At 73.5% G+C, this 22,858-nt stretch carries 20 protein-coding genes and 1 pseudogene; 20 read left to right on the top strand and 1 reads right to left on the bottom strand.

The features are described 5' to 3' along the window. Nucleotides 1-79: 79 nt before the first annotated feature. A complete protein-coding gene (locus B1205_RS11045; protein WP_089155530.1) occupies nt 80-694 on the bottom strand; it encodes a dihydrofolate reductase family protein in 615 nt (204 codons plus the stop codon). Between the two features lie 204 nt (nt 695-898). Between B1205_RS11045 and B1205_RS11040 the strand changes: the two genes are divergently transcribed. The 20 genes and pseudogenes from B1205_RS11040 to B1205_RS10950 all read left to right on the top strand — a co-directional run bounded on the left by B1205_RS11040 (nt 899) and on the right by B1205_RS10950 (nt 22,857). Next, nucleotides 899-2,038, top strand: coding sequence for a zinc-dependent alcohol dehydrogenase (locus B1205_RS11040; RefSeq protein ID WP_254909894.1), 1,140 nt, complete (start codon nt 899-901; stop codon nt 2,036-2,038). 19 nt (nt 2,039-2,057) lie between these two features. After that, complete coding sequence (locus B1205_RS11035) at nt 2,058-2,633, top strand: hypothetical protein (RefSeq protein ID WP_089155528.1); 576 nt, start codon at nt 2,058-2,060, stop codon at nt 2,631-2,633. A gap of 47 nt (nt 2,634-2,680) precedes the next feature. Next, nucleotides 2,681-3,007, top strand: a complete 327-nt coding sequence (locus B1205_RS11030) for an ArsR/SmtB family transcription factor (RefSeq protein ID WP_089155527.1) — start codon at nt 2,681-2,683, stop codon at nt 3,005-3,007. After that, entirely contained in the window at nt 3,004-3,492 is a 489-nt protein-coding gene (locus B1205_RS11025; protein ID WP_089155526.1) for an SRPBCC family protein, read from the top strand. The genes B1205_RS11030 and B1205_RS11025 overlap by 4 nt, the downstream gene beginning before the upstream one ends. Continuing rightward, nucleotides 3,470-3,826, top strand: coding sequence for a nuclear transport factor 2 family protein (locus B1205_RS11020; RefSeq protein ID WP_089155525.1), 357 nt, complete (start codon nt 3,470-3,472; stop codon nt 3,824-3,826). Before B1205_RS11025 ends, B1205_RS11020 begins: the two co-directional genes overlap by 23 nt. Before the next feature lie 294 nt (nt 3,827-4,120). Continuing rightward, a complete protein-coding gene (locus B1205_RS11015) occupies nt 4,121-5,092 on the top strand; it encodes a sugar transferase (protein ID WP_217809776.1) in 972 nt (323 codons plus the stop codon). Continuing rightward, the gene (locus B1205_RS11010) at nt 5,092-6,051 is read left to right on the top strand and encodes a glycosyltransferase family 2 protein (protein WP_089155524.1); all 960 of its coding nucleotides are present in this window, start codon (nt 5,092-5,094) and stop codon (nt 6,049-6,051) included. The genes B1205_RS11015 and B1205_RS11010 overlap by 1 nt, the downstream gene beginning before the upstream one ends. Before the next feature lie 2 nt (nt 6,052-6,053). Continuing rightward, complete coding sequence (locus tag B1205_RS11005; RefSeq protein WP_089155523.1) at nt 6,054-7,529, top strand: GNVR domain-containing protein; 1,476 nt, start codon at nt 6,054-6,056, stop codon at nt 7,527-7,529. Continuing rightward, nucleotides 7,526-8,989 carry a flippase gene (locus tag B1205_RS11000; RefSeq protein ID WP_089155522.1) on the top strand — a complete coding sequence of 488 codons (1,464 nt, stop codon included), beginning with the start codon at nt 7,526-7,528 and terminating at the stop codon, nt 8,987-8,989. The genes B1205_RS11005 and B1205_RS11000 overlap by 4 nt, the downstream gene beginning before the upstream one ends. Next, nucleotides 8,986-9,432: pseudogene (locus B1205_RS32885) on the top strand (glycosyltransferase family A protein); the annotation flags it as partial. The gene B1205_RS11000 and the pseudogene B1205_RS32885, both read left to right, overlap by 4 nt. Before the next feature lie 23 nt (nt 9,433-9,455). Continuing rightward, complete coding sequence (locus tag B1205_RS31230) at nt 9,456-9,953, top strand: glycosyltransferase family 2 protein (protein ID WP_254909851.1); 498 nt, start codon at nt 9,456-9,458, stop codon at nt 9,951-9,953. Nucleotides 9,954-10,852: 899 nt separating this feature from the next. Continuing rightward, the gene (locus tag B1205_RS10990) at nt 10,853-13,999 is read left to right on the top strand and encodes an O-antigen ligase family protein (RefSeq protein ID WP_441338478.1); all 3,147 of its coding nucleotides are present in this window, start codon (nt 10,853-10,855) and stop codon (nt 13,997-13,999) included. A 3-nt stretch (nt 14,000-14,002) separates the two neighbouring features. Continuing rightward, the gene (locus B1205_RS10985) at nt 14,003-14,938 is read left to right on the top strand and encodes a glycosyltransferase family 2 protein (protein ID WP_089155520.1); all 936 of its coding nucleotides are present in this window, start codon (nt 14,003-14,005) and stop codon (nt 14,936-14,938) included. Next, nucleotides 14,931-15,800 (top strand): class I SAM-dependent methyltransferase, encoded by an 870-nt coding sequence (locus B1205_RS10980; protein WP_089155519.1) that lies wholly within the window; start codon nt 14,931-14,933, stop codon nt 15,798-15,800. Before B1205_RS10985 ends, B1205_RS10980 begins: the two co-directional genes overlap by 8 nt. Then, nucleotides 15,797-16,780 carry an SDR family oxidoreductase gene (locus B1205_RS10975; RefSeq protein ID WP_089155518.1) on the top strand — a complete coding sequence of 328 codons (984 nt, stop codon included), beginning with the start codon at nt 15,797-15,799 and terminating at the stop codon, nt 16,778-16,780. Before B1205_RS10980 ends, B1205_RS10975 begins: the two co-directional genes overlap by 4 nt. Nucleotides 16,781-16,821: 41 nt before the next feature. Continuing rightward, nucleotides 16,822-17,886 (top strand): hypothetical protein, encoded by a 1,065-nt coding sequence (locus B1205_RS10970; protein ID WP_089155517.1) that lies wholly within the window; start codon nt 16,822-16,824, stop codon nt 17,884-17,886. Further along, nucleotides 17,865-19,013, top strand: coding sequence for a 3-hydroxyacyl-CoA dehydrogenase family protein (locus B1205_RS10965; RefSeq protein ID WP_089155516.1), 1,149 nt, complete (start codon nt 17,865-17,867; stop codon nt 19,011-19,013). The genes B1205_RS10970 and B1205_RS10965 overlap by 22 nt, the downstream gene beginning before the upstream one ends. Further along, nucleotides 19,001-19,996, top strand: coding sequence for a 3-oxoacyl-ACP synthase III family protein (locus B1205_RS10960; RefSeq protein WP_089155515.1), 996 nt, complete (start codon nt 19,001-19,003; stop codon nt 19,994-19,996). Before B1205_RS10965 ends, B1205_RS10960 begins: the two co-directional genes overlap by 13 nt. Nucleotide 19,997: 1 nt before the next feature. Then, entirely contained in the window at nt 19,998-21,707 is a 1,710-nt protein-coding gene (locus B1205_RS10955) for a sulfotransferase (protein ID WP_089155514.1), read from the top strand. Further along, on the top strand, nt 21,691-22,857 hold the full coding sequence (locus B1205_RS10950) for a glycosyltransferase family 4 protein (RefSeq protein ID WP_089155513.1): 1,167 nt from the start codon (nt 21,691-21,693) through the stop codon (nt 22,855-22,857). The genes B1205_RS10955 and B1205_RS10950 overlap by 17 nt, the downstream gene beginning before the upstream one ends. Nucleotide 22,858: the final 1 nt, after the last annotated feature.

Raw genomic sequence — 22,858 nt, 5'->3', positions numbered from 1 at the left:
GCACCACACAGGAGCAACGGACCACGACGCACGGCGGAGATCCTGTCACGACATGCCGGCCCGCCGCTGCCCGTGATCATCAGCTCCCCGCCGGCACGTTCTCCTTCACGTCGTCGTAGCCGGCCTGACCCGGCGCGGCGGCCGGCGCGTAGATCACCCGGATCACCCCGGTCGGGTACGCCTCCGTCGCGGTCACCCGCAGGTGGTAGGGGGCGTCGCCCTCGTCGAACAGCTTGCGGCCCTTGCGCGCCGCCACCGGGTGCACGAGCAGCCGCAGCTCGTCGATCAGCCCGGCGGCGAGCAACTGCTGCACCACCGAGATCGACCCAGGGATGAGGACGCCCTTGACGCCGGGGTCGGCCTTGAGCGCGGCGACCGCGTCGACGAGGTCGCCCTGGACCAGCTCCGAGTTGCGCCAGGTGAACTCCAGCGGCTGCCGGGAGACGACGACCTTGCGCATGTCGCCGAGCTGCTTGGCGAACGGCGCGTCCTCCCCGCCGCCGGCCTCCCGGTCGGGCCACGCGCCGGCGAAGCTGTCGTAGGTGGGGCGGGCGATGAGCAGCACGTCGGCGGCCTCGTAGTCCTCGGTGACGGCGCGGCCCATGTTGTCGTCGAAGTAGGGGAAGTGCCAGTCGGGGTCGATCTCGGCGATGCCGTCGGCCGAGATGAACAGCGTGGAGATGACCTTCGCCATCGCGGTGCTCCTTCAGGTCAGGGTGATGTCGACGGACAGACTGACGCAGCATGCCAAACTCATCGGGCCGTGAGCCTCACGGAGCTGGTGCGCACGGCGGGTCTCCTGCCGGGCACGGCGTTTGCCCCCGTACGACGCGGGTAGCCCTCCGGTTGCCCCGGGACGACCCGGGACGATTCGTCCGGGAGGCGTCGAGTGCGAGCAATGGTGTACCGCGGGCCGTACCGGGTGCGGGTGCAGGAGAAGGACCGGCCGGTCGTCGAGCACCCGAACGACGCGATCGTCCGGGTGACCCGGGCCGCGGTGTGCGGCTCCGACCTGCACCTCTATCACGGGATGATGCCCGACACCCGGGTCGGGATGACGTTCGGGCACGAGTTCGTCGGCGTGGTCGACGAGGTGGGGCCCTCGGTGCGCAACGTCAAGCCGGGCGACCGGGTGATGGTCCCGTTCAACGTGTACTGCGGGACGTGCTTCTTCTGCGCCCGGGGTCTCTACAGCAACTGCCACAACGTCAACCCCAACGCCACCGCGGTCGGCGGCATCTACGGCTACTCGCACACCTGCGGCGGATACGACGGCGGGCAGGCCGAGTACGTCCGGGTGCCGTTCGCCGACGTCGGCCCGAGCCCGATTCCCGAGTGGATGGACGAGGACGACGCGGTCCTGCTCACCGACGCGCTCGCCACCGGCTACTTCGGCGCGCAGCTCGGCGACATCGCCGAGGGTGACGTGGTCGTGGTCTTCGGGGCCGGGCCGGTGGGGCTCTTCGCCGCCAAGTCGGCCTGGCTGATGGGTGCCGGCCGGGTCATCGTCATCGACCACCTCGACTACCGGTTGGCCAAGGCCGCGTCGTTCGCGCACGCCGAGACCTACAACTTCGCCGAGTACGACGACATCGTCGTGCACCTGAAGAAGATCACCGACCACCTGGGCGCGGACGTGGCCATCGACGCGGTCGGGGCGGAGGCGGACGGCAACCTCCTCCAGCACGTCACCGCGGCGAAGCTGAAGTTGCAGGGCGGCTCCCCGGTGGCGCTGAACTGGGCGATCGACTCGGTGCGCAAGGGCGGCACGATCTCGGTGATGGGCGCGTACGGGCCGATGTTCAGCGCGGTCAAGTTCGGCGACGCCATGAACAAGGGCCTCACGCTGCGGATGAACCAGTGCCCGGTGAAGCGGCAGTGGCCGCGCCTGTTCGAGCACATCCGCAACGGCTACCTGAAGCCCAGCGACATCGTGACCCACCGGATCCCGCTGGAACACGTCGCCGAGGCGTACCACATCTTCTCCGCCAAGCTCGACGGCTGCATCAAGCCGCTGATCGTCCCCAACGCCGCCTGAGAAGACCGGGAGTCCGACCATGCCCTACACACCGGACAAGCCGAAACTCGCCGAGTCCAGCGACGAGCTGCGGGCGCGCATCCCGGGCTGGGGAGCCGACCTCGACCCCGCGGACCGGCCCTCCGTGCCGAAGGAGCAGTTCGACCCGAATCTCAGCGGCGCGCACTGGGAGTTCCCGGAGCGGCAGCCGGAGAAGTGGCCGCGGGAGCGGTCGATCGAGCACAGGTTCCTCACCCCGGTCTTCGGCACCTCGTGCCCGCCGAAGGGGCTCTCCGGCGTGATCCGCCGCTACTCCTACCGGCGGTTCAGCGAGGGGCGGGCCGCGCACTGGCTGCTCCTGCTCGCCGCCGACCGGGTCGACGCGGTGGAGAGCACGCTCGGGTCGTTCGTCACCCGCCGCCCCGACAACCCGTTGACCGAGACGGGCGTACGGAGCGAGCTGACCCGTCACGGGCTCTCCTCCCGCCTGCGGGGCAACCGGGTCGACCGGGTGCACCACCTGATCGACCCGGTTCTCGTCGCCGCCCCCTGGGTGCTGGCCGGCGGCGCCGCGTACCTGCTCCTGCGCCGGGCGCTCGGAGGTCGCCACCGATAGGGAAAACCAACGTTTGCGCAAACGTAGGTTTGCATTAGGGTGAGGGCATGTCCGAAGACCTCGACCTCACCTTCGCCGCCCTCGGCGACCCGGTCCGCCGTGCCCTGGTGGCCCGCCTCGCCCGCGGCGACGCCACGGTGGGCGAGTTGGCCGAGCCGTTCGACCTGACACCCCAGGCGATCTCCCACCACGTCGGTGTGCTGCGCCGCTGCGGTCTGGTCGAGCAGCGACGCGAGGGCACCCGGCGGCCCTGCCGGCTGCGGGTCGAGCAGCTCGCGCTGCTCGGCACCTGGATCGACGACCAGCGACGGGTGTGGAACGGTCGGCTCGACGCGCTCGAACAGCACCTCGCCGACCCGCGGGCGGATCGATGAGCACCGACGCCGAGCTGCACGGCGACGAGTTGATCGCCCGGCGTCGCCTGCCCGCGGGGCCCGACCGGGTGTGGTCCGCCTTCACCACCCCCGCGGGCGTCGCGGCGTTCTGGGGCGGCGCGCACGCCGACGTGCCGCCCGGATCCGTGACCGTCGACCTGCGGGTCGGCGGCGAGTTCGCGCTCGACACCCGCGCACCGGGCGGGGCGACCCGACGGCTGCGATTCGTCTACGTGACCATCGCCCCGTCCCGCGAACTCGTGTTCGACGAGCCGGTCACCGGCCTACGCACGACCGTCACCCTCCGGCCCGCCGACGACGGCGGCACCCTGCTCACCGTCCACCAGCGCCGGCTCCCACCGGAGCTCCGCACCCGCCGGGCCGCCGACGGGCTCGCCTCGATCCTCGACGCCCTCGCCGCCCACCTGCGGCAGTGTCAGCCAGCCACCGAAGGGAACAGCCGTGCCGCGCACGACCCAGCGTGACCTGATCGCCGAATACTTCGCCGGGTTCCGCACCGGCGACCACCCGCGCATCCTCGCCACCCTCACCGACGACGTCGAGTGGGTCATCCACGGCCACCGGACCACCCGGGGTCGGGCGGAGTTCGACGGCGAGATCGAGAATCCGGCGTTCACCGGCCACCCGGAGCTCGACGTCCAGCGGGTCCACGAGGACGGCCCGGTCGTCGTCGTGACCGGCGAGGGACGTGGGGTGAGCGTCGAGCACGGCCCGTTCCGCTTCGCCTTCAACGACCTGTTCTCGTTCCGGGGCGGGCTGATCGCCCGGGTGGACTCGTACGTCGTCCCGCTGCCCTGACACCGGCCCCCCACGTCACGGAGCAGGATTCACATAAATGGTTTTCGAGCCTTCGCGAAATTGATTCCCCGCGTCTTTCTCTCACGTTTTCCGATGCGGGAATGTCACAGTTCCGTCACCACGATTCCGACACTCGCCTAAGGGCCCCACCGGCGATATGGTGAGCGGGCCGGACGCCCGCAGTCCCGGCATGAGCAGGCGAAACGACGGCAACGACGTTTCCGCCGTTCTCACCATTTCATCACTGCGCGCTTCGGCTGCTTTCTGGCAGATGTTGGAAAGTGAAGGTGGAAGATGACGGGCTCGCACGCGTGGGACACGTTCGACCGGACCGCACCCGGCTGGGTCAAGGGATTCCACGGGGCCGTGTCCGGCCCGGCTGCCGTCGCGGGTTCCGCCGGCTCGCTCCGCGAGTTGGCGCTCTCGCCCCGGTCGATGGGATTCGGCCGGATCGCACAGCTCACCCAACTCCCGCCGGCCGCCGGCCGGGCGTGGCCGTCGAGCGCCGACGGCGCGGTGCGCGTCGGCGGCGGCACCGAGGCCGACGCCCGCCGGGACCGGCCGGGGTGGGACCCGGCACGACAGTCGCTGGCCGACTTCATCGACCGCCGGCTCACCGAGGCGACCGTGCTGTACCTGCCCAACCGGGGACGGGGGTACGCGTTCGCCAAGCGGGCCCTGGATCTGGTCGGCGCCGTGGTGCTGCTCGTCCTCGCCGCCCCGGTCATGCTGGTGATCGGGGCGCTGATCCGGCTCGACTCGCCGGGCCCGGCGATCTTCCGGCAGACCCGGGTCACCCGGGGCGGCACGACGTTCACGTTCTACAAGTTCCGCACCATGTACGCCGACGCCCCAGACCGATTCCCGGAGCTCTACCGGTACGACAGCGCCGACGGCATCGGCGACCACACCTTCTACAAACTGGCCGACGACCCTCGCAACACCCGGGTCGGGCGCTGGCTGCGCCGCACCACGCTCGACGAACTGCCCAACCTGTTCAACGTGCTCACCGGCGACCTGAGTCTCGTGGGTCCCCGGCCGGACCTGCCGGAGCTGATCCCGATGTACCGGCCGGAGGAGCTGACCTGCCTGTTCACCAAGGCGGGCCTCACCGGGCTGGCCCAGGTCGCCGGGCGCAGCCTGCTGACGGTCCGGGAGCGGCTGACCATCGACAGCCGCTACGTGGCCCAGCAGACGCTCCTGCTCGACCTGCGCATCCTCTGGCGGACGGTCATCATCGTGCTGACCGGCCGGGGAGCGTTCTGATGGGCGAGCCGGCCGGACACGCGCTCCGGCAGCGGACGTCGGAGCTGGACGTCGACGTGGTCATCTGCACGTACCGCAGCCGCCACCACATCGGCGCGTGCCTGGACAGCCTGCGCGACGGCGGGGCCACGGTCCGCTCGATCACCGTCGTGGACAACGACTCCGACGACGGCACCGCCGACCTCGCCGCCACTCACGACCTGGGGGTGACGACCGTCCGGATGGGACGCAACGCCGGGTTCGCCCGGGCGGTCAACCGGGGCATCGCCGCCGGCCGGGGCCGGTACGTCTTCGTCCTCAACCCGGACACGCTGGTCGCGCCGGCGGTGCTCCCCGAGCTGGTGCGGTTCGCCGACGCCCACCCCGACGCCGGGGTCGTCGCCCCCCGGCTGCGGTACGCCGACGGACGTGACCAGCTCACCGCGCGCGCGTTCCCGACCCCGGCGGCGGCGCTGTTCGGTCGGCGGTCGCCGCTGACCCGGCTCTGGCCCACGAACCCCTGGTCGACGCGGTTCCTCAGCGGCCGGGCGCACACCGGGCCGGAGCCCTTCGAGGTCGACTGGGTGTCCGGCGCGGCGATGCTGGTGCCCCGCGCCGTGATCGAGCGGGTCGGCGCGTTCGACGAGGGCTTCTTCCTGTTCTGGGAGGACGCCGACTGGTGCCGCCGGATCCGGGACGCGGGACACGCGGTGTGGTGCCTGCCCGCCGTGACCGTCACCCACCACGAGGGTGGTTCGCGGAACTCCGGCTGGAGTCGCGCCACGATCAGCTCGTTCCACCGCGGCGCGTACCGCTACTGGGCCAAGCACCACGCGCCGCGACCGTGGCAGCCGTCCCGGTGGCTGGCCGCCGCGCTGCTCGCCGCCCGCGCGGCGGTGCTGCTCGCGTGGGCGACCGCGCACCGACGACCGTCCGATGACCGAACGGGCCCGCCCGGCCTGGAGGGAACCCGACCGTGACCATGTTGCGCGCCGCCCGGCCGTACTGGCGAATCCCGGCGTTCGCCCTGCTCACCGCCGCTCTGGCGTTCGCCGGGTCGTTCCTCTTCCCGCCGACGTACGCCTCGACGACCCGGCTGCTGATCCACGGTGCCGACGTCCGTTTCCTCAGCGCGTCCGGGCAGGACACTGCGGTCCAGCGGAGCCTGATCGACTCCAAGACGCTCACCGAGACGTACGCGGGCATGGCGACCAGCCGCAGCGCCGCGATCGCGGTCGTCGACGAACTGCACCTCGACCGGCCCGACACCGGGCACGGGCCGGTGCACGCGCTGAAGTCCGTGGTGGCGTGGACGTACCGGTGCGGGCGGGCGTTCGTCACCCACGGGTACTGCGCGAAGGTGCCCCGCCGGGAGCGGGCGATCCAGCGGGTCCAGGAGGGGGTGTCGGCCGCGCAGCTCGGCATGACCTCCGGTGACGCGGCCGGCCGGCCCGGCGCGTTCATCCTGGAGCTGTCCGGCTCGGGCGAGACCGGCGAGCAGGCCCGGGACGTCACCGACGCGCTCGCCGACCACCTGGTCCGGATGAGCGGGCAGCACGCCGAGGCCGCCGCGGCGGCGTACGTGTCGGCGCTGGAGAAGCAGGTGGAGGCGGCGGGGGCGGACGTCCGGAGCCGGAGCGCCGCGGTCGAGCGGTTCGAGGACTCGCGGGGCATCTCGGCCGCCGACGAGCAGCAGGTGCTCGACATCCAGGCGTACAGCTCGCTGCGCGGCGACCTGCGCGGCGCGGAGGCCGAACTGGCCGACAGCCGGGCCCAGCTCGCGTCGATCGACGCGGTGCTGGGGGCCACCGACGCCGACGCCACCAGCAAGCAGCGGATCAGCACCGGCCGGTCGGACACGACCGTGCAGACCACCGAGGGCAACCCGGTCTTCAGCGCGTTGCAGTCCCAGCGCAACACCCTCGTCTCGCGGATCGCGGGACTGCGGGCCCGGGTGAGCCGGCTCAATCAGCAGATCCGGGACACGTCACCGACCACCCTCAACGCCGACCAGTCGGAGCTGGCCGGGCTGCTCAAGGACCTCGACCTGGCCCGGGAACAGCAGGCGCAGCTCACCGGCCAGGTGCAGCAGGCCCGTACCCAGCTCGCCACCGACGCGTCCGAACTCACCCGCCTCGACACGGCCGGTGTGCCCAGTTATCCGGTGGCGCCCAAGCGGTACCTGTACCTGGCGCTCGGGTTGCTGCTGGGCGGGCTGGCCGGGGCGGGCCTGACCTGGTCGGCGGCGCGCCGGGAGCCGGCGGGCGAGCCCGACGAGCCGCCGCCGGCCGACGAGGAGACCCGCTGGGTGCCGTGGGAGGAGACGCCGGACGAACGCGTCGACGACACCCTGCCCGACATCCCGGGCCCGTCCCGGGTCCGCGAGCCGGCACCGGCCCAGGCCGGCGGCGCCGACGAGCGAGCCGGCCGGCACGTCGACGCGGGAGGTGCCGGATGACCACCACGGCGGCCGGCCACCGCACCGACTCCTCGTCGGTGCGCAGGGTGGTGGCGGGCACGGCCGGGCAGCTCGCCGCACGGGTGGTGCACCTGGCGTTGAACGTGGTCTCCACGCTGGCGATCGTGCGCTACCTCGCGCCGAGCGCGTACGGCAGCTACGTGCTCGTGCTGACTGTCACCGGCATGGTCAGCCTGGTCTCGGACTTCGGACTCCCCAAGATCGCGGTACGGGAGATCGCCGGCTCCGGCACCCACGAGGGCGAGCTGGTCGGCACCATCATCGGGCTGCGGACGGCGCTCGCGCTGGCCGGGATCGCCCTCATCCAGGTGGTGCTGCTGCTCCTGGGTCAGCCGACCCGGGTGCTGGTGGCGGCCGGCGTCGCCTCGACGCTGCTGCTGTCGGAGGCGGTGTTCGCCGCCGTGGCGGTGTGCTTCCAGGTGCGGCTGCTGCCGCAGGTGGAGGCGTTCCTGCGCACCGGCGCCGAGGCGCTGGAGACCGCGGCGATCCTGCTCCTGATCTCCGCGCACGCGGGTCTGGCCTGGCTGTTCGTGCCACCGGCGGTGGGCTCGGTGCTCGGCGCGCTGGTCGCGTACGCGCTCATCCGGCGCCGGTTCGGCACCCGGCCGGTGTTCACCGGCCGGCACGTACGGATGCTGGTGCGGGAGTCGTTGCCGGTCGCGCCCGCGCTGGTGCTGAGCGTGCTGTACCGCAAGCTCGACGGGCTCAGCCTGGCCGCGCTGCGGCCGTCACGGGAGGTGGGCCTGTACGGCTCGGTGGCGCAGCCGGTCGAGTACTGGTTCCTCACCACGGCGCTCTTCATCAACGTGGCCTTCCCGCTGCTGTCGCGGGCCTACGGGCGCGCGGACCACGTCCGGTTCCGGGAGCTGTACCGCCGGGGCGCGGAGATCCTGGTGATCGTCACGCTGGTCGTGCCGGTGGCGCTGCCGTTCGTCGCGCAGCCGCTGATCCGGGTCGTCTACGGCGACCGGTACACCGGGGCGGCTCCGGCGCTGCTGCTGCTGTCGGTCGCCATGGTGCTCAGCGTCGTCGCGGTCTGGCAGGCCATGGTGTTGCTGGTGAGCGGGCACCAGCGGGTGACCCTGCGGTACAACCTGGCGGCCGTGCTGGTCACGGTGGTGCTGTGCGTGGCGTTGGTCGGCCGGTTCGGGCTGGCCGGCGCCGGCGCGGCCGCGGTGGGCACGGCCGCCTTCGTGGTGGCCGCCTCGACGGTCGCGGTACGCCGGCACAGCGACGTCCGTCTGGATGCGGGCCGGCTGACCCGGGTCGCCGCCGCCGGGGCGGCCTCGGTCGCGGTCACCGGCGCGCTGGCCTGGGCGGACCATCACGGCCTGCTGGCCGCGCCCTGGCCGCTGCTGCTCGCGACCGCCCTGGTCGCGTACGTGCTGGCACTGCTGGGCGTACGGGCCCACCACGGCTTCCGGACGGTGTTCGCGTGAGCGCGGCCCGGGACGACACGGTGAGCGTGTCGCTGATCCTGCCCACGTACAACCGCTGCGACGTGGTCGAGACCACGCTGCGGCACTTCCTGGCCCAGGACTACCCGGCGCACCGCATCGAGGTGCTGGTCGCGGACAACTCCGACGACGGCACCCCGGAGATGGTCCGCCGGATCGGCGCGGACGCCCCGTTCCCGGTGCGGCTGGTCGCCACCGACGAGCGGCTGCCGGCGGTGAAACGGAACCTGGCCCTGCGGCAGGCGACCGGCGACCTGGTCGTGTGGATGAACGACGACGTGTGGGTGCGGCCCGACTTCGTCCGGCAGCACGTCCGGGCGCACCTGCGCCACGACCGACCGGTGGCCGTGCTGGGTCACGTCGAGCAGTCCCCGAGGATGCCGCGCCGGCCGTTCACCGACTGGTACCGGCCGTTCGCCTACCACGAGATCGCCGACCGGGCCGGGNCATGCTCGACCGCAACCTGGTCTTCCACGAGGACTGGGCCAACATCGGCCACGAGGACGTCGAACTCGGCTACCGCTGGACGCGCGCCGGATACGCGGTGGTCTACGAACCGGCCGCCTGGGGCGAGCACTACCACCCGCACGACCTGGACAGCGCGTGCCGCCTCCAGGCCAGCATCGGGCGCGGGCTGCGCGACCTGGAGGTCCTCGTGCCGGAGCCGGACCTGCTGGAGCGGTACGGCGTGTGCTCGCCCCGGGCGTCGCTGCGCGGGCGGGTGCGGATGACCGTGCGCAACACGCTGTTCAACCGGGTCACCGTGCCGCCGTTGCAGCGGTCGCTGTCCGGGCTGCGCCGCCGCCACGCGCTGGCCGAGTGGATGTACTGGAAGGTCCTGCTGTTCCACACCGAGCAGGGATACCGGACGGCGCCGCGGCGGCGACCACGGCCGGTGGTGACCGTCGCGGAGACGACGCCCGGAGCGCCGGGGGTGGCCGGGTGAACGCGCCCCCACCGGTTGCCGCGCCCGCGACCGTGCTGGCCGCGAGCCTGGGCGCGATCGTGCTGGCCCCCCTGGGTTCCACGGCGCTGTACGCGCTGGCGGGCCTGCTCGTGCTCGGGGCCACCGTCTTCGTCCTGCGTCGTGATCTGGCACCCGTCCTGGTGGACGCGCTGGGCCGGGCCCGGCCCCTCGGTGACCGGTTGCCGGCCCCCCGCCCCGCCGGCGTGGGCGTGCTCCTGGCCGCCTGCGTCGGGCTGGCGGTGCTCGGCGCGGCGGCCGGGCCGAAGGGCCTGTACGCGTTCGTCGCCGTCTGCCTGCTGGGCCTCGTGGCCTGGTTGGGCTGGCCGCTGCTGCACGACCTGCTGACCGCGCCGCCGACCGACGTGCCGGCCCGCCGCGTCCGGCCCGGCGGCGCGGACCCCGGCGCGGTGAGCCGCGTCGTCCCGACCGGGAGGCGGCCCGACCGGTCGGCGTCCCGGCTCGCGCTGGTCGTCGCCGGCGCGGTCCTGCTCGCGCTGGTGACCGCCACGCTGGGCAGGAAGGGCCTGCTCGCGCTGGTCGGCGGCCTGGTCGTGGTGAGCCTGCTCGGCTACGCCCGGGACCGGTCGGTCCTCTTCGGCTTCCTCACCGTCTGCTCGCTCACCGTGCTGATCTCCAAGTCGTTCGGCCCGCAGGACCACGCGCAGTCCGGCGGCGCGGTGGCGATCTACGTGACCTCGCTCGACGTGCTGGTGCTGCTGCTGTACGGGCTCTGGGCGTGGGAGGGCACCCTCGTCGCCGATCTGCGCGCCGGCCTGCGGGAACGGCTGGTGTGGCTGCCGCTGCCGGCCGCCCTGCTGCTGCTGCCGAGCCTGCTCGTGGCGCCGAGCGTGGGGCACGCGGTCGCGGAGCTGGTCCGGATGGCGTGGATGTACCTGCTCTACGTGTACGTGTCCGTGCGGGTGCGCACCCGCCGCCACGTCTGGGCCGTCCTCGGTGGGCTCGCCGTGGTGGCGGTGGTCGAGCTGGTCGTGGTCCTGTTGCAGTGGAAGACCGGCGGGGTGCTCGGGCTGTCGTTCCTCGGCGTCCCGACCAGTCTCGGCGAGCGGGTGACCGACAGCGGCGCGATCGGCCGGCCGTTCGGCACGATCATCCACCCGGTCTTCATGGGCGCGGTGCTGGGGACGCTGGCGTTGGTGGCGTTCGCCCTGGCCATCGAGCTGCCGCGCTCGCTGGCCCGGATCGCCGCCGGCGCGCTCGTCGGGTGCTGCCTGCTGCCGCTCTACCTCGCGCACACCCGGGCGGCGCTGGTGGCCGTCGTGGCGGTGATGCTCGGCGTGCTGGTCGCCGGCCTGGTCCGCCGCCGGCTCGGCTGGCCGGCCGTACGCCGGATGGCCCTGCTCGCGGTGCTGGCGCTCGCCGTGTTCCTCCCCGACCTGGCGGCGAAGTACGCGGAGAACTTCGGCACCTCGCACTTCTGGACGGAGGTCACGTCCCGGATGGAACTGAACGGGATCGCCTACGCGATGATCCACGACCACTGGCTGGTCGGCGTGGGCTTGAACAACTTCGAGACCGTCATGCCGCGGTACGAGCCGCACGACGTGATCTTCGCCGGCAACCCGGTGCACAACCTGTACCTGCTGTACCTGGCCGAGGCCGGGCTGCCGGGGCTGCTGGCTCTCGGCCTCGTCGGGGTGGGCCTGCTGGTGGCCGCCGTGCGGCTGGCCCGGCGGGGCGATCGGCTCTACGCGGGGATCGGCGTCGGCGTGGCCGGGGCGATGACCTTCCTCATGATCGAGGAGTTGCTCGGCTTCTCGCTGCGGCAGGACGTGCCGCTGGCGACGTACTGGCTGCTGGCCGGGCNGCTGGCGCCCCCGACCACCGTGGACCGCCGCCCGCCGCGCCGGGACGGGCAGCCGGGACGGAACGGGCAGCCGGGCCGGGACGGGCGGCGGGGGCGGCCGATGCGGCCCGGTCGGCGGCGGGTGGTCGCCGCGGCGGTGATGGCCGGGGCGGTGGCGCTGCTGGCCGGCGGCGCCCAACCGACGGCCACCGCGGCACGGACCACCACCGGCCCGACGGCCGCGGCGTCTCCGGCCCGCGTGGTCCTCACCGCGAAGGTGCGGGCCACCGGCGAGCGGGCCATCTTCACGCTGCGCGGCGACGGCGGCGGACTCACCCGGGTCACCCCGGTCGACGGCCGGTCCTACGACTGGTCCCGATGGGCGTTCGGCGGCAGCAAGATCGTCTACACCGCGCGACCGGGTGCGGACGGCAGCTTCCAGGCGATCGAGCTGATGAACCCGGACGGCACGGGTCGCCAGGTCGTCCAGGGCTTCGACCACACCGTGGGCCAGCCGTCGGTGGACCCGACCGGCACCTTCATGATCTTCTCGGCGACGGTGCCGTGGTTCGCGCGCTACGCCACCTTCCGGATGGACCTGCGCACCGGGCTGAGCCGGAACCTCAGCGCGGTCACCATGCCCCGGGGCTCCGCGGACACCGATCCCGCGCTGATGCCCGACGGCCGGCGGATCGTGCTCATCGCGGCCGAGCCGGACCGCGCCCCGGTCACCACGATCACCGTCAACGGCACCGACCGGACGGAGATCAGCCGGAACAACGGCTTCAACTCCGACCCCGACGCCTCCCCGGACGGCCGGTTCGTCGCAGCCGCGACCTATCTGGGACCGGGCACGCCCGGCGACGGCGAGGGACAGGTCAAGACCGAGAACTTCCGAATCCTGGTGATCAACGTGGCGACCGGCGCGCAGCGGGCCCTGACCCAGGGGCTGAACTGCGCGCGGCGTCCACTCACGTCCCCGTGCACGGTGCCGCAGATGTCCGGCTACGTCCCCCGGTACACGCCGGACGGCCGGGAGATCTCCTTCACCGGCGCGCTGGACCGGGGCACCACCTGCATCTGCGCGCTCGGCGTGGACGGGAACCGGCCACGGGTGTTCTTCACCTCGCGGGACCTGGCCATCGCGTTCTTCGACTGGCGTCAGGTCGCCGCCTCCCCCCCGAGCGCCGACGTTATCGGCAGCCACCGGCCCACCAGTCGGGTGCTGCTCACGGCCGCGCCGGTCAAGGGCCGGACCCAGTTGGTCGACGCGTCGCCGGACCTGATGCACCGCACGGTCCTGCCGCTGCCCGACGACCTGCGCCCGATCCAGGCCCGGTGGCGGCCGGACCGCCGGGAGATCGCCTTCGTCGCCGAGGTACCGGTGCCACGCCGGCCGGCCACGCCCCATCCGGCGCCGCCGCCCGGCGCGACCCGCCGGGAGCATGTGACGCTCGACGACACCGGCGCGATGTCGCTGGCGATGCGGCAGCACCGGAGCCCGGACCGACGCCGGCCGACCACGACCCACCAGGTCTTCCTCCGGCACGAGGACGGTTCGGTGCGCCGGCTGACCGACCCCTGGACCGAGGACTGGCGCGACGGCGTACGGGCCGGCGACGTCCGCAGCAACACCGACCCGCACTACACCCCGGACGGCCGGGCGGTGCTGGTCACCAACCGGTCCAGCCTGACCGGGGAGTCCTTTCTGCTCCGGATCGACCTGGCCACCGGCGCCGTGCTCAACCTCACCAACGCCACCAGCGGGGCGGTGCCGGTGGACGACGCCGGCGGGGCGGTGTCGCCGGACGGAAACGCGGTGGCGTTCTCCTGGTCCCAGGGCGGCGACCGGGACATCCACCTGATGGACGCGGCCACCGGCGCGACCGTGCGCCCGGTCACCTCGGACGGCGCGGCCGACTCCCCGGCCTGGCTGCCGGACGGGTCGGCGGTGGTGCACCTGCGCCGCAGCGACGGCGGCGACGTGGTGGTCCGCTCCCCCGTGCCCGGCGGCGGCGACCGGGCCGGGCCGACGATCCTCGGCGGCCGGGGCACGGGGCCGGCGACGCCGGTGGCCGACCCGGCCGGCGCGCGGGTGCTCTTCGTCGGCACCGACGGGGCCAACCGCAGCGTGTACCAGGTCGACCCGCTCGGCGCGACGGCACCGAGCCCGCTGCAACCGGACACCTTCACCAACGTGTTCTTCATCGATTGGCGGTAGGGCATGACCGAACTCGTCACGATCGTGGTCAACTGGAACACCGTCGGCCTCCTCGACGACTGCCTGCGCAGCGTCGTACGGGACACCCCGCCGGGCTGGGTCAACCGCATCGTCGTGGTGGACAACGCCTCACACGACGGATCGGTCGACCACCTGCGCCGCCACTGGCCCGAGGTCCAGGTGGTCGCCAACGAGCGCAACGTCGGCTTCTGCGCCGCCAACAACCAGGCGCTGCGCGCCAGCACCGCGCCGTACGCGCTGCTGCTCAACACCGACGCCCGGCTGCATCCCGGCGCGATCGGCACGATGCTGGGGTATTTCGAGCGCGACCCCCGGGCGGCGATCGTGGGCCCCCGGCTGGTCTACGGCGACGGCTCGTTCCAGCGCTGGACCGCCGGGCAGCCGTTCACGCCCCGGACGCTGGCCAACTACCTGCTCGGCATCGAACGGCTGCTGCCCGGCCGGCCCGGCGCGGCCGGCATCTTCCTCGGCCGGGACACCGCCGTCGCGTTTCAGCCGGGATGGGTCAGCAGCGCGGTGATGCTGGTACGCCGGCAGGCCGTCGAGGAGGTGGGACTCTTCGACGAGCGGCTGTTCGTCTACATGGACGACGTCGACCTGTGCGAGCGGGTCCGGCACGCGAGCTGGCACGTCTGGTACGCCCCGGACTGCACCGCCACCCACTTCATGGGCGCCTCCTCCCAGCGCGCCCCGCACGGGGCCTCGCCGGAGGCGTTGCGGGCGCTCAACCGCTGGTACGTCCGCCGCCACGGGTCCCGGGCCGGGCGGCTGCTGCGGGCGCTGGAGGTCGCCGGGTTCGCCGGCCGGGCCGCCGCCTACGCCGGCCTGTCGGTGCTGCGGCCCACCACCACGGCCCGGGCACGGATGCGCGCCCACGCCACCCACGTCCGCCTCGCCCTGGAGCCGATCCGTGTCTGAGACCCTGCCCGCGCGCACCCACACCCACGCACCCGGCCTGACGACCGGGGACCGCCACGACCACGAGGCCGAGGTCTACGACGCCATGGCCGCCGAGATCCTGCGGACCTGGGGCGACGACGACTACCGCGTCGACCCGGCGCGGATCCCGTTCGTCAACCGGGAGCACGTCGATTACCTGAGCGCGGCGGTCGACCAGATCCGCCCGCTGGCCGGCCGGCGGATCCTGGAGGTGGGCGCCGGCGGCGGCTCGCTGGCGGTCTGGCTGGCGATGCAGGGCGCCGAGGTCGTCGGCATCGACGTGTCCGCCCGCATCCTCGACGTGGCCCGGGAGCGGGCCCGGGTCAACCACGTCGCCGCGTCGACCACGTTCGTGCACTCGCCGGTGGAGACGTTCGACCCGGCGGCGGCCGGCCTGGCCCACACCACCTACGACGCGATCATCGGCAACAACGTGGTGCACCACTTCGACCGCGAGGCCGCCATGGCCAACCTGAGCCGGCTGCTCGGGCCGGGCGCGGTCGCGGTGTTCTGCGAACCGGTGCTGTTCGTGCCGGAGTGGATGCGCGCGGCCCGCAACTCGCGGCCGGTCACCCGCTGGTTCCCGCCGCACACGCACACCCCGGACGAACGGTCGCTGGGCCGGGAGGACTTCGCGATCATGCGGCGCTGGTTCCGGCACGTGCAGTGGCAGCCGTTCCAGGTGTTCGCGCGGTTGCAGAACTTCGTGGAACTGTCCGACCCCGTCTGGCACGCGTTGGAGTCCATCGACCGCCGGCTCCTGCGCGCGGTCCCGTCGTCCCGTTGGGTCTGCCGCATCGCCGTGGTGACCCTGGGCCTACCCCGGAGGGGTGTGCAGTGAAGATCCTCGCCACCGGTACCGCTGGGATGTTGGGCAGCGCCCTCGTCCCCGCGCTGGTCCGGGCCGGCCACGACGTGGTCGCCACCGACATCGACCTCTCCGACACCCATCCCTGGCCGGGGGTGGGGCCCCGGTTGCGGTGGCTGGACGTCCGCGACCGGTCGGCGGTGCGCAACGCGGTGCGGCAGTGCGAACCCGACCTGGTGCTGCACCTGGCCGCCGAGACGTCGCTGGAGGACAGCGACGCCGACCCGGACCACGCGTACCTGACCAACACCATCGCCACGAAGTACGTCGCCCTGGAGGCCCGGCGGGCCGGCGTGCCCATGACGTACGTCAGCACCGCCGGGGTGTTCGACGGGACGAAGACGACGCCGTACACGGAGTTCGACACCCCGAACCCGCTCAACACCTACGGCGCGAGCAAGTACGAGGGCGAGCTGATGGTCCGCCAGTTCGTCGACGAGCACTACATCGTGCGGGCCGGCTGGATGGTCGGCGGCGGCCGGCGCAAGGACCACAAGTTCGTCTCCCGGATCGTGAACCAGCTCCGCGACGGCGCCACCACCATCCACGCGGTCACCGACAAGCTCGGCACCCCGACGTACGCGCCGGACTTCGCGCGCTGCCTGCTCCACCTCGTCGAGTCGAACGTGTTCGGGCTCTACCACATGGTCTGCGGCGGCGAGGGCAGCCGGTACGACGTGGCGGCCTGGGTGCTGGAGGTGCTGGGCCGCACGGACGTCGACCTGGTCGCCGTGGACTCGGACCACTTCGCCGCCGAGTTCCCCTCGGTGCGGCCCCGGTCCGAGATCATGCGCAACCAGGCGCTCGACCTCCAGGACATGAACACCATGCGGCCCTGGCGGGAGGCGCTGCGGGAGTACCTGATCCAGGAGTTCGGAGACCTGGTCACCGCGCCGGCGAGCCGCCTGGCGCATCCGTTGTCGACGGTCGAGACCACCGGAGGACGGTCATGAGCCAACCGCGCACACCCGATCCCCACCACCAGGTCGGATCCATGTCGGACGGACGCAGCGTCGCCGTGGTCGTGCCGATGCCCAGCGACCCGCCGTGGGAGTTGTTCGACGAGATCCCGGCGGACGTCCCGATCATCGTCAGCGACGACAGCGGTGGACGGCTCTCCGCACCGCCGCGACCGAACGTCTTCGTGTTCGACGACGACGCCCAGCGCGCGTACGCCGGCAAGCACTACCCGGCCATGCCGCACCGGAGCGCGGCCAGCCGCAACGTCGGCCACTACATCGCCTACCGGGAGGGTTTCGACGTCGTCGTCGCGCTCGACTTCGACTGCCGGACCCGGCCGGGCTGGCTGGCCGCGCACCTGGCGGCGCTGACCAAGGTCGTCCAGGCGCCGGCCCTGGCCCCGGTCACCGCCGGCGGCTGGGTTAACTCCGTCGACCAGACGTTCGCCGACGGCCGGACCGTCTACGCCCGCGGCTACCCGTACGAGCTGCGGACGGCGGACCTCGCGGCGGTCCGGCCGGAGCGGGCCACCGGCGAGGTCAAGGTCAACATGGGGGTCTGGGACGGCGTGCTCGACCTCAACGGCGTCGACAAGCTCTGCGGCGGCGAGCCGGGTGACCCGGGCGTCGCCGCCGGCCCGAACCGGGTGGCGCTGGGCAACCTCCCGGTGTGCGGGATGAACACCGCGTTCAGCGCCGAGCTGACCCCGGCCTACTACTTCCTGCCCGACGTCTGGGTCGACGGCTGGCAGCTCAGCCGCCACGACGACATCTGGGGCGGCTACGTCCTGAAGAAGCTGATGGACCTGCGGGGCGACCTGCTGGCCTTCGGCGCGCCGGTGGTCGAGCACACCAAGCAGACCCGGCTGGAACGGGTGGTCGTGCTCGAACAGTGGATGCACCTGATGTCGGTGCCGTTCTACGACCTGGTGGACGAGGCGGTCGCCGAGGTCACCCCCGGCCCGTACCCGGCCATGTACGCCCACTTCGTCGAGGAGTACCAGCGTCGGATCCCGCGCAGCCCGGCCCCGGTGCACTACCGCCGGGTCTTCACCGAACTGGGTGACTGGATGGCGCGGTGGGCCGACGCGTGCCGGTGAACGGCGACCGCCGGCCGCCCACCGTGGCCGTGGTCGGCGCCGGCACGCTCGGCGTGAGCGTGGCGCACGCCTGCCTGGTGGCCGGCTCGCCGGTGACCCTGCTGGTGCGCGGCGGGCCGGAGGTGGCGGCCGAGAAGGCCCGGTGGGTCGGCCGCTCGCTGGCGCGGGACGTCGGGCGGCGCGTGCTCGCCGCCGCCGACGCCCGGGCCGCCGCGACGCGGTTGCGGGTGACCGCCGACCCGGGCGACCTGTCCGGCGTGGACGTGGCGCTGGAGTGCGTCGCCGAGGACGTGGCCGCGAAACGGTCGGTGATCGCGATGGTCGAGTCGGTGGTGGACCGCCGGTGCCTGATCGCGAGCACCACGTCGAGCATCCCGGCCGGGACGCTCGCGGTGGGCGCGCGGCACCCGGCCCGCGTCCTGGTGACGCACTACATCTGGCCGGCGCACCGGATGCCCCTGGTCGAGGTGGCCTGGCACGCCCGCGCCGACGCCGACGCCCGGGACCGGTTGGCCTGGCTGTGCGCGAGCCAGCGCAAGAGCTGGGTGCGTACCGCCGACCGGCCGGGGTTCCTGATCACCCGCGCGCTGCTGGCGTACTGGGACGCGGCGATCCGGCTGGTCGACGCGGGGGTGGCCCCGGACGTGGTGGACGGCGAGCTGGAGGCGTTCGGCTGGCCGATCGGGCCGCTGCGGATCATCGACGCGGCGGGGATGGGGTCGGCCGCCCGGGTCCACGGGTGGCTGTCCCCGCAGCTCGGGCGCGACCACCCCGGTCTCGCCCGACTGTCGGAGCTGGTCGACGCCGGCCGGACCGGCTTCTACCGCCGCGACGGCGGCGTGCGGCGGCCCGACGAGGCGACCGTGGAGCTGCTGCGTGCGCGCGATCGACGGGACACGGGACCGGACGGGCCGCCCGTGCTCCCGTACGTGATGGACGCGCTCGCCGACGCGGTGGCCGACGCGGTCGCCGACGGCGTGCTGCCGTCCTGGGAGGAAGCGGCCGGCGTGTTCGACGCGGCCTTCGGATACGCCGGCCCCGCCGGGGGTGTGCGTCGGTGGCCGGCGCTTCGGCCCTCGGATCGCCGGCCGGTGCTGAGTCGACGGGAGCAGTCATGTCGGTGGTGATCACCGGAACCGGAAGTCACCTGCCGCCGCGGGTGGTGACGAACGACGCGATCGAACGCGCGAGTCACGACTTCGTCCCCGGCGACCGTTACCCCACCCTGCACGAATGGGTCATGGACCGGGCCGGGGTGATGTCCCGGCACCGGATGGACCCCGGCGGGAACACGTCGGACATGGCCGTGCGCGCGGCCCGCGCCGCGCTCGACGACGCGCGGCTCGACGCGACGGACGTCGATCTCGTCGTGCTCGCCACGTTCACCTCCGACGATCGGCTCCCGTCCACGGTCAGCGTGGTCCAGCGGGCGCTCGGCGGGTCCGCGAAGTGCCTGCAACTGGAGTCCGCGTGCTCCGGTTTCGTGGACGCCCTGCTGGTCGCCACGTCGGCGATGGCGACGGGCGGCTTCCGGACCGCGCTCGTGATCAACGTCGAGGCCATGTCGTCGATCGTCGACCCGGAGCGGTTCATGCTCCAGACCGTCTTCGGCGACGGGGCCGCCGCGGTCGTGCTGCGGGACGTGCCCGCCGCCGGCTTCGCCATCGAGGCCCTCCGCACCCACACCGACGCCACCCACTGCGACTGGACCCGGGCGCCCGGCCGCGCCGGCGGGTACCTGTGGATCGACCACCGGGCGATCTACCGGTTCGCGGTGGAGAAGATGGTCGAGGCCACACTGGAGGTGCTCGCCGTCAACGACCTCACCGTCGACGACGTCACCTGGCTCATCCCCCATCAGACCGGCGCGAACATCATCGCGGAGGTCGGCACACAGCTCAAGATCGCACCCGAGCAGATCATCACCTGCCTGGACCACACCGGCAACATCTCCGGCGCCTCGGTCCCGGTGGCGCTCGACGAGGCGCGACGCCGGGGCCGGTTCCGCGACGGTGACCGCGTCGTGATGCCGGTCGTCGGCGGCGGGATGGCCTGGGGCGCGGTCAGCGCGGTCTGGCGCGGGCCGACGGCACACCGGGCGGCGGCCTGACATGTACGACCGCTTCTACCAGGACATCGAGGTCGGCCAGAGCGGGACCTACGGCGGCGTGCTCGTCACCGAGGAACTGGTCGACCGGTTCGCCGACCTCACCGGCGACCACCACCCGCTGCACGTCGACCCCGGGTTCGCCGCGCGGTCCCGGTACGGCCGCCGGATCGCGCACGGCATGCTCGTGCTGTCGTTGAGCGCGGGCATGTTCCCGATGGACCCCGCGTCCGTGGTGGCGTTCTACGGCATGGACGGGGTCCGGTTCGTCCGGCCGACGTTCCTCGGTGACACGCTGCGGGTGCGGCTGACCGTCACGGGTAAGACCGACAAGCCGGTGGGCGGGGTGGTGCGGACCGCGCTGGAGATGCTCAACCAGCACGACGAGGTGGTCGCCGTGGCGGTCATGCGTATCCTCGTGGCCGCCCGGCCGGCCGGAGACGGGGCGGAGTCCGCTGTCAGGCCCCGCGCCGACCGGCCGTACACCTGGTTGCCGGTCCGGGCCTACAACGCGGCCGCCACGCGGATACCCCGGCTGGCGCGGTCGATCGGCAGCGTGGACGAGCTGCACGCGGCGGCCGTCGTCGCGGCGCGGCGGGCCGACCCGGGCCCGGCGGCCCCGGAGCCCGGCGACTTCGGCGACCCGGCGTACCTGCCCGGCCTGCGGGCTCTTGTGGCGGCGCTGCGTACCGAGGCGCGGCTGTCGCCGGCCGGTCGGGTGTTCGCCCGCGGCGCGATCGTGGCCGCCCTGGTGAACCGGCTGCTCATCCAGCGCTCGCTGACCGCCGAACCGGAGATCACCCGGCGGCCGGTGGGTCCGGCCGTGGTGGTGCTCGGGCTACCGCGCAGCGGCACCACGCTGCTGCAACACCTGCTGTCGCTGGACCCGGCCAACCGCTCCCTGCGGCAGTGGGAGGCCGCCCGCCCCGCTCCCCCGCCGCCGGCCGGCGCGGAGGCATCCGACCCCCGGGTACGGGCCGCGGAACGCTCCACCCGCCTGCTGGACCGGATCGCGCCGGCCGCCCGGACGCTGCACCCGACCGGGCCACGACTGCCCTGCGAGTGCGTCACGCTGTTCGCCAACAGCTTCGCCAGTCTGGAGTTCGGCACCATCTACCAGATCCCCGGGTACACCTCGTGGTGTCTGTCGACGGACATGCGGCCGCACTACGCCTACTACCGCACCCAGCTCCAACTGCTGGGCTGGCACGACCGGCGGGAACGCTGGGCGTTGAAGTCGCCGGCGCACCTGTTCTGGCTCGACGAACTGGTCCGGGCGCTGCCGGACGCCACGGTCGTGCAGTTGCACCGCGACCCGACCGAGGTGCTGGGCTCGTTCTGCAGCCTGGCCGCCGTGCTGGCGGCGACCAACGCGACCGAGGTGGACCGCCGGGAGCTGGGGCGGTTCTGGCTCCGGACCTGGGTCGACGGCGTGCGCCGGGCGCGGGCGGCGCGGGCGGCGCTGCCCGGCACCGCCGTGCACGACGTCCGCTACCTGGATCTGACATCCGACCCGGTGGGCTGTGTCGCGGGCCTGTACGAGGCCGCCGGCCTGCCGTTCACTGGAACGTACGAGACCGCCCTGCGCCGGTACGCGGAACGCACCCGCCGGGCCGGCGTGCCCGGTCACCGGTACACGCTGGAGTCGTTCGGGTTGCCGCCGGCGCAGGTGCGCGCGGCGTTCGAGGAGGCGGGCCATGTCGCCTGGCGGTGACGGACCGGGCCTGAACGTGGCCATCGACGGTTCCTTCCTCGGCGCGGGACGCGGCGGGGACGAGACGTTCCTGCGCGGCCTGCTGGCCGGACTGGCCGGGCGGGCCGGCCCCGACGACGCGTTCACCGTGCTCGCCCCGCACGGCGCGTGCCTGCCCGAACTGGCGGGCAATCCGGGCTTCGCGGCGGTGCCCGTGCCGGCCCGCCCCGGGCCGTGGCACTTCGCGACCCTGCCGGGACGCCTGCGCCGGCTGCGGCCGGACCTGGCGCTCACCGTCACCCACGCGCCGCTGTGGGGGGCCACCCCGACCGCCGTCACGGTCGGCGACCTGTCCTTCGTGCACCGTCCCCGGGACTACCCGGCCCGGACGGCGGCCCGGCTGCGTGCGCTGGTGCCCCGGCACGTACGCCGGGCGGCCGTGGTGCTGGTGCCCAGCGAGTTCACCCGCGACGACGTCGTGTCCACGTACCGGGTGCCGCCGGAGGTCGTCCGGGTGGTGCCCAACCGGGTGGCGCCGCCGCTCGCGCTCGACGCCGACGCGGTGGCGACGGCGGACGCCTGGCTCGCCGCACGGCGGGTGGTCCCGCCGTATCTGCTCTATCTGGGCAACCTCCACCCGCGCAAGAACGTGCCGCTGCTCATCCGCGCGTTCCGGCAGGTGCAGCGGGACACGCCGGCCCTGTCCCGGCACCGGTTGGTGATCGCCGGTGGCCGGTGGTGGCGCGGTGACCAGGAACGGGTGGCCGCCGCCGGCAGCGACCGGGTGGTGTTCCTCGGGCGGGTCGACGACGCGGTCCGGGCCCGGCTGCTCGGCGGCGCCGACGCGCTGGCGTACGTCTCGTTGTTCGAGGGGTTCGGCCTGCCGCCGCTGGAGGCGATGGCCCACGGCACCCCGGTGCTGGCCTCGGCCACCACGTCGCTGCCGGAGGTCTGCGGCGACGCCGCCCTGCTGGTCGACCCGGCCGACGGCGCGGCGGTGGCCGGTGGGATCGCCCGTGTCCTCACCGACGGGTCGCTGCGGGCGCGGCTGCGGCGCGACGGGCCGGTGCGGGCGGCCCGTTACCACGCCGACCGGGTCGGTGACGCGGCGCTGGCGGCGTTCCGCTTCGGGGTGCGGCAGCCCGCTGCCACCCGGGAAAGGACGGTGTGAC

The organism is Micromonospora sp. NBS 11-29, assembly GCF_002140155.1.
GTDB lineage: Bacteria > Actinomycetota > Actinomycetes > Mycobacteriales > Micromonosporaceae > Micromonospora.
Note: the sequence above shows the minus strand (reverse complement) of the source record. Positions and strands in the feature narration are given on the sequence as shown.

Bases quoted from the DNA above. Each gene is read 5' to 3' on its own strand.
- B1205_RS11045 (WP_089155530.1), bottom strand. From the start codon at position 694: ATGGCGAAGGTCATCTCCACGCTGTTCATCTCGGCCGACGGCATCGCC.
- B1205_RS11040 (WP_254909894.1), top strand. From the start codon at position 899: ATGGTGTACCGCGGGCCGTACCGGGTGCGGGTGCAGGAGAAGGACCGG.
- B1205_RS11035 (WP_089155528.1), top strand. From the start codon at position 2,058: ATGCCCTACACACCGGACAAGCCGAAACTCGCCGAGTCCAGCGACGAG.
- B1205_RS11030 (WP_089155527.1), top strand. From the start codon at position 2,681: ATGTCCGAAGACCTCGACCTCACCTTCGCCGCCCTCGGCGACCCGGTC.
- B1205_RS11025 (WP_089155526.1), top strand. From the start codon at position 3,004: ATGAGCACCGACGCCGAGCTGCACGGCGACGAGTTGATCGCCCGGCGT.
- B1205_RS11015 (WP_217809776.1), top strand. From the start codon at position 4,121: ATGACGGGCTCGCACGCGTGGGACACGTTCGACCGGACCGCACCCGGC.
- B1205_RS11010 (WP_089155524.1), top strand. From the start codon at position 5,092: ATGGGCGAGCCGGCCGGACACGCGCTCCGGCAGCGGACGTCGGAGCTG.
- B1205_RS11005 (WP_089155523.1), top strand. From the start codon at position 6,054: ATGTTGCGCGCCGCCCGGCCGTACTGGCGAATCCCGGCGTTCGCCCTG.
- B1205_RS11000 (WP_089155522.1), top strand. From the start codon at position 7,526: ATGACCACCACGGCGGCCGGCCACCGCACCGACTCCTCGTCGGTGCGC.
- B1205_RS31230 (WP_254909851.1), top strand. From the start codon at position 9,456: ATGCTCGACCGCAACCTGGTCTTCCACGAGGACTGGGCCAACATCGGC.
- B1205_RS10985 (WP_089155520.1), top strand. From the start codon at position 14,003: ATGACCGAACTCGTCACGATCGTGGTCAACTGGAACACCGTCGGCCTC.
- B1205_RS10970 (WP_089155517.1), top strand. From the start codon at position 16,822: ATGTCGGACGGACGCAGCGTCGCCGTGGTCGTGCCGATGCCCAGCGAC.
- B1205_RS10960 (WP_089155515.1), top strand. From the start codon at position 19,001: ATGTCGGTGGTGATCACCGGAACCGGAAGTCACCTGCCGCCGCGGGTG.
- B1205_RS10955 (WP_089155514.1), top strand. From the start codon at position 19,998: ATGTACGACCGCTTCTACCAGGACATCGAGGTCGGCCAGAGCGGGACC.
- B1205_RS10950 (WP_089155513.1), top strand. From the start codon at position 21,691: ATGTCGCCTGGCGGTGACGGACCGGGCCTGAACGTGGCCATCGACGGT.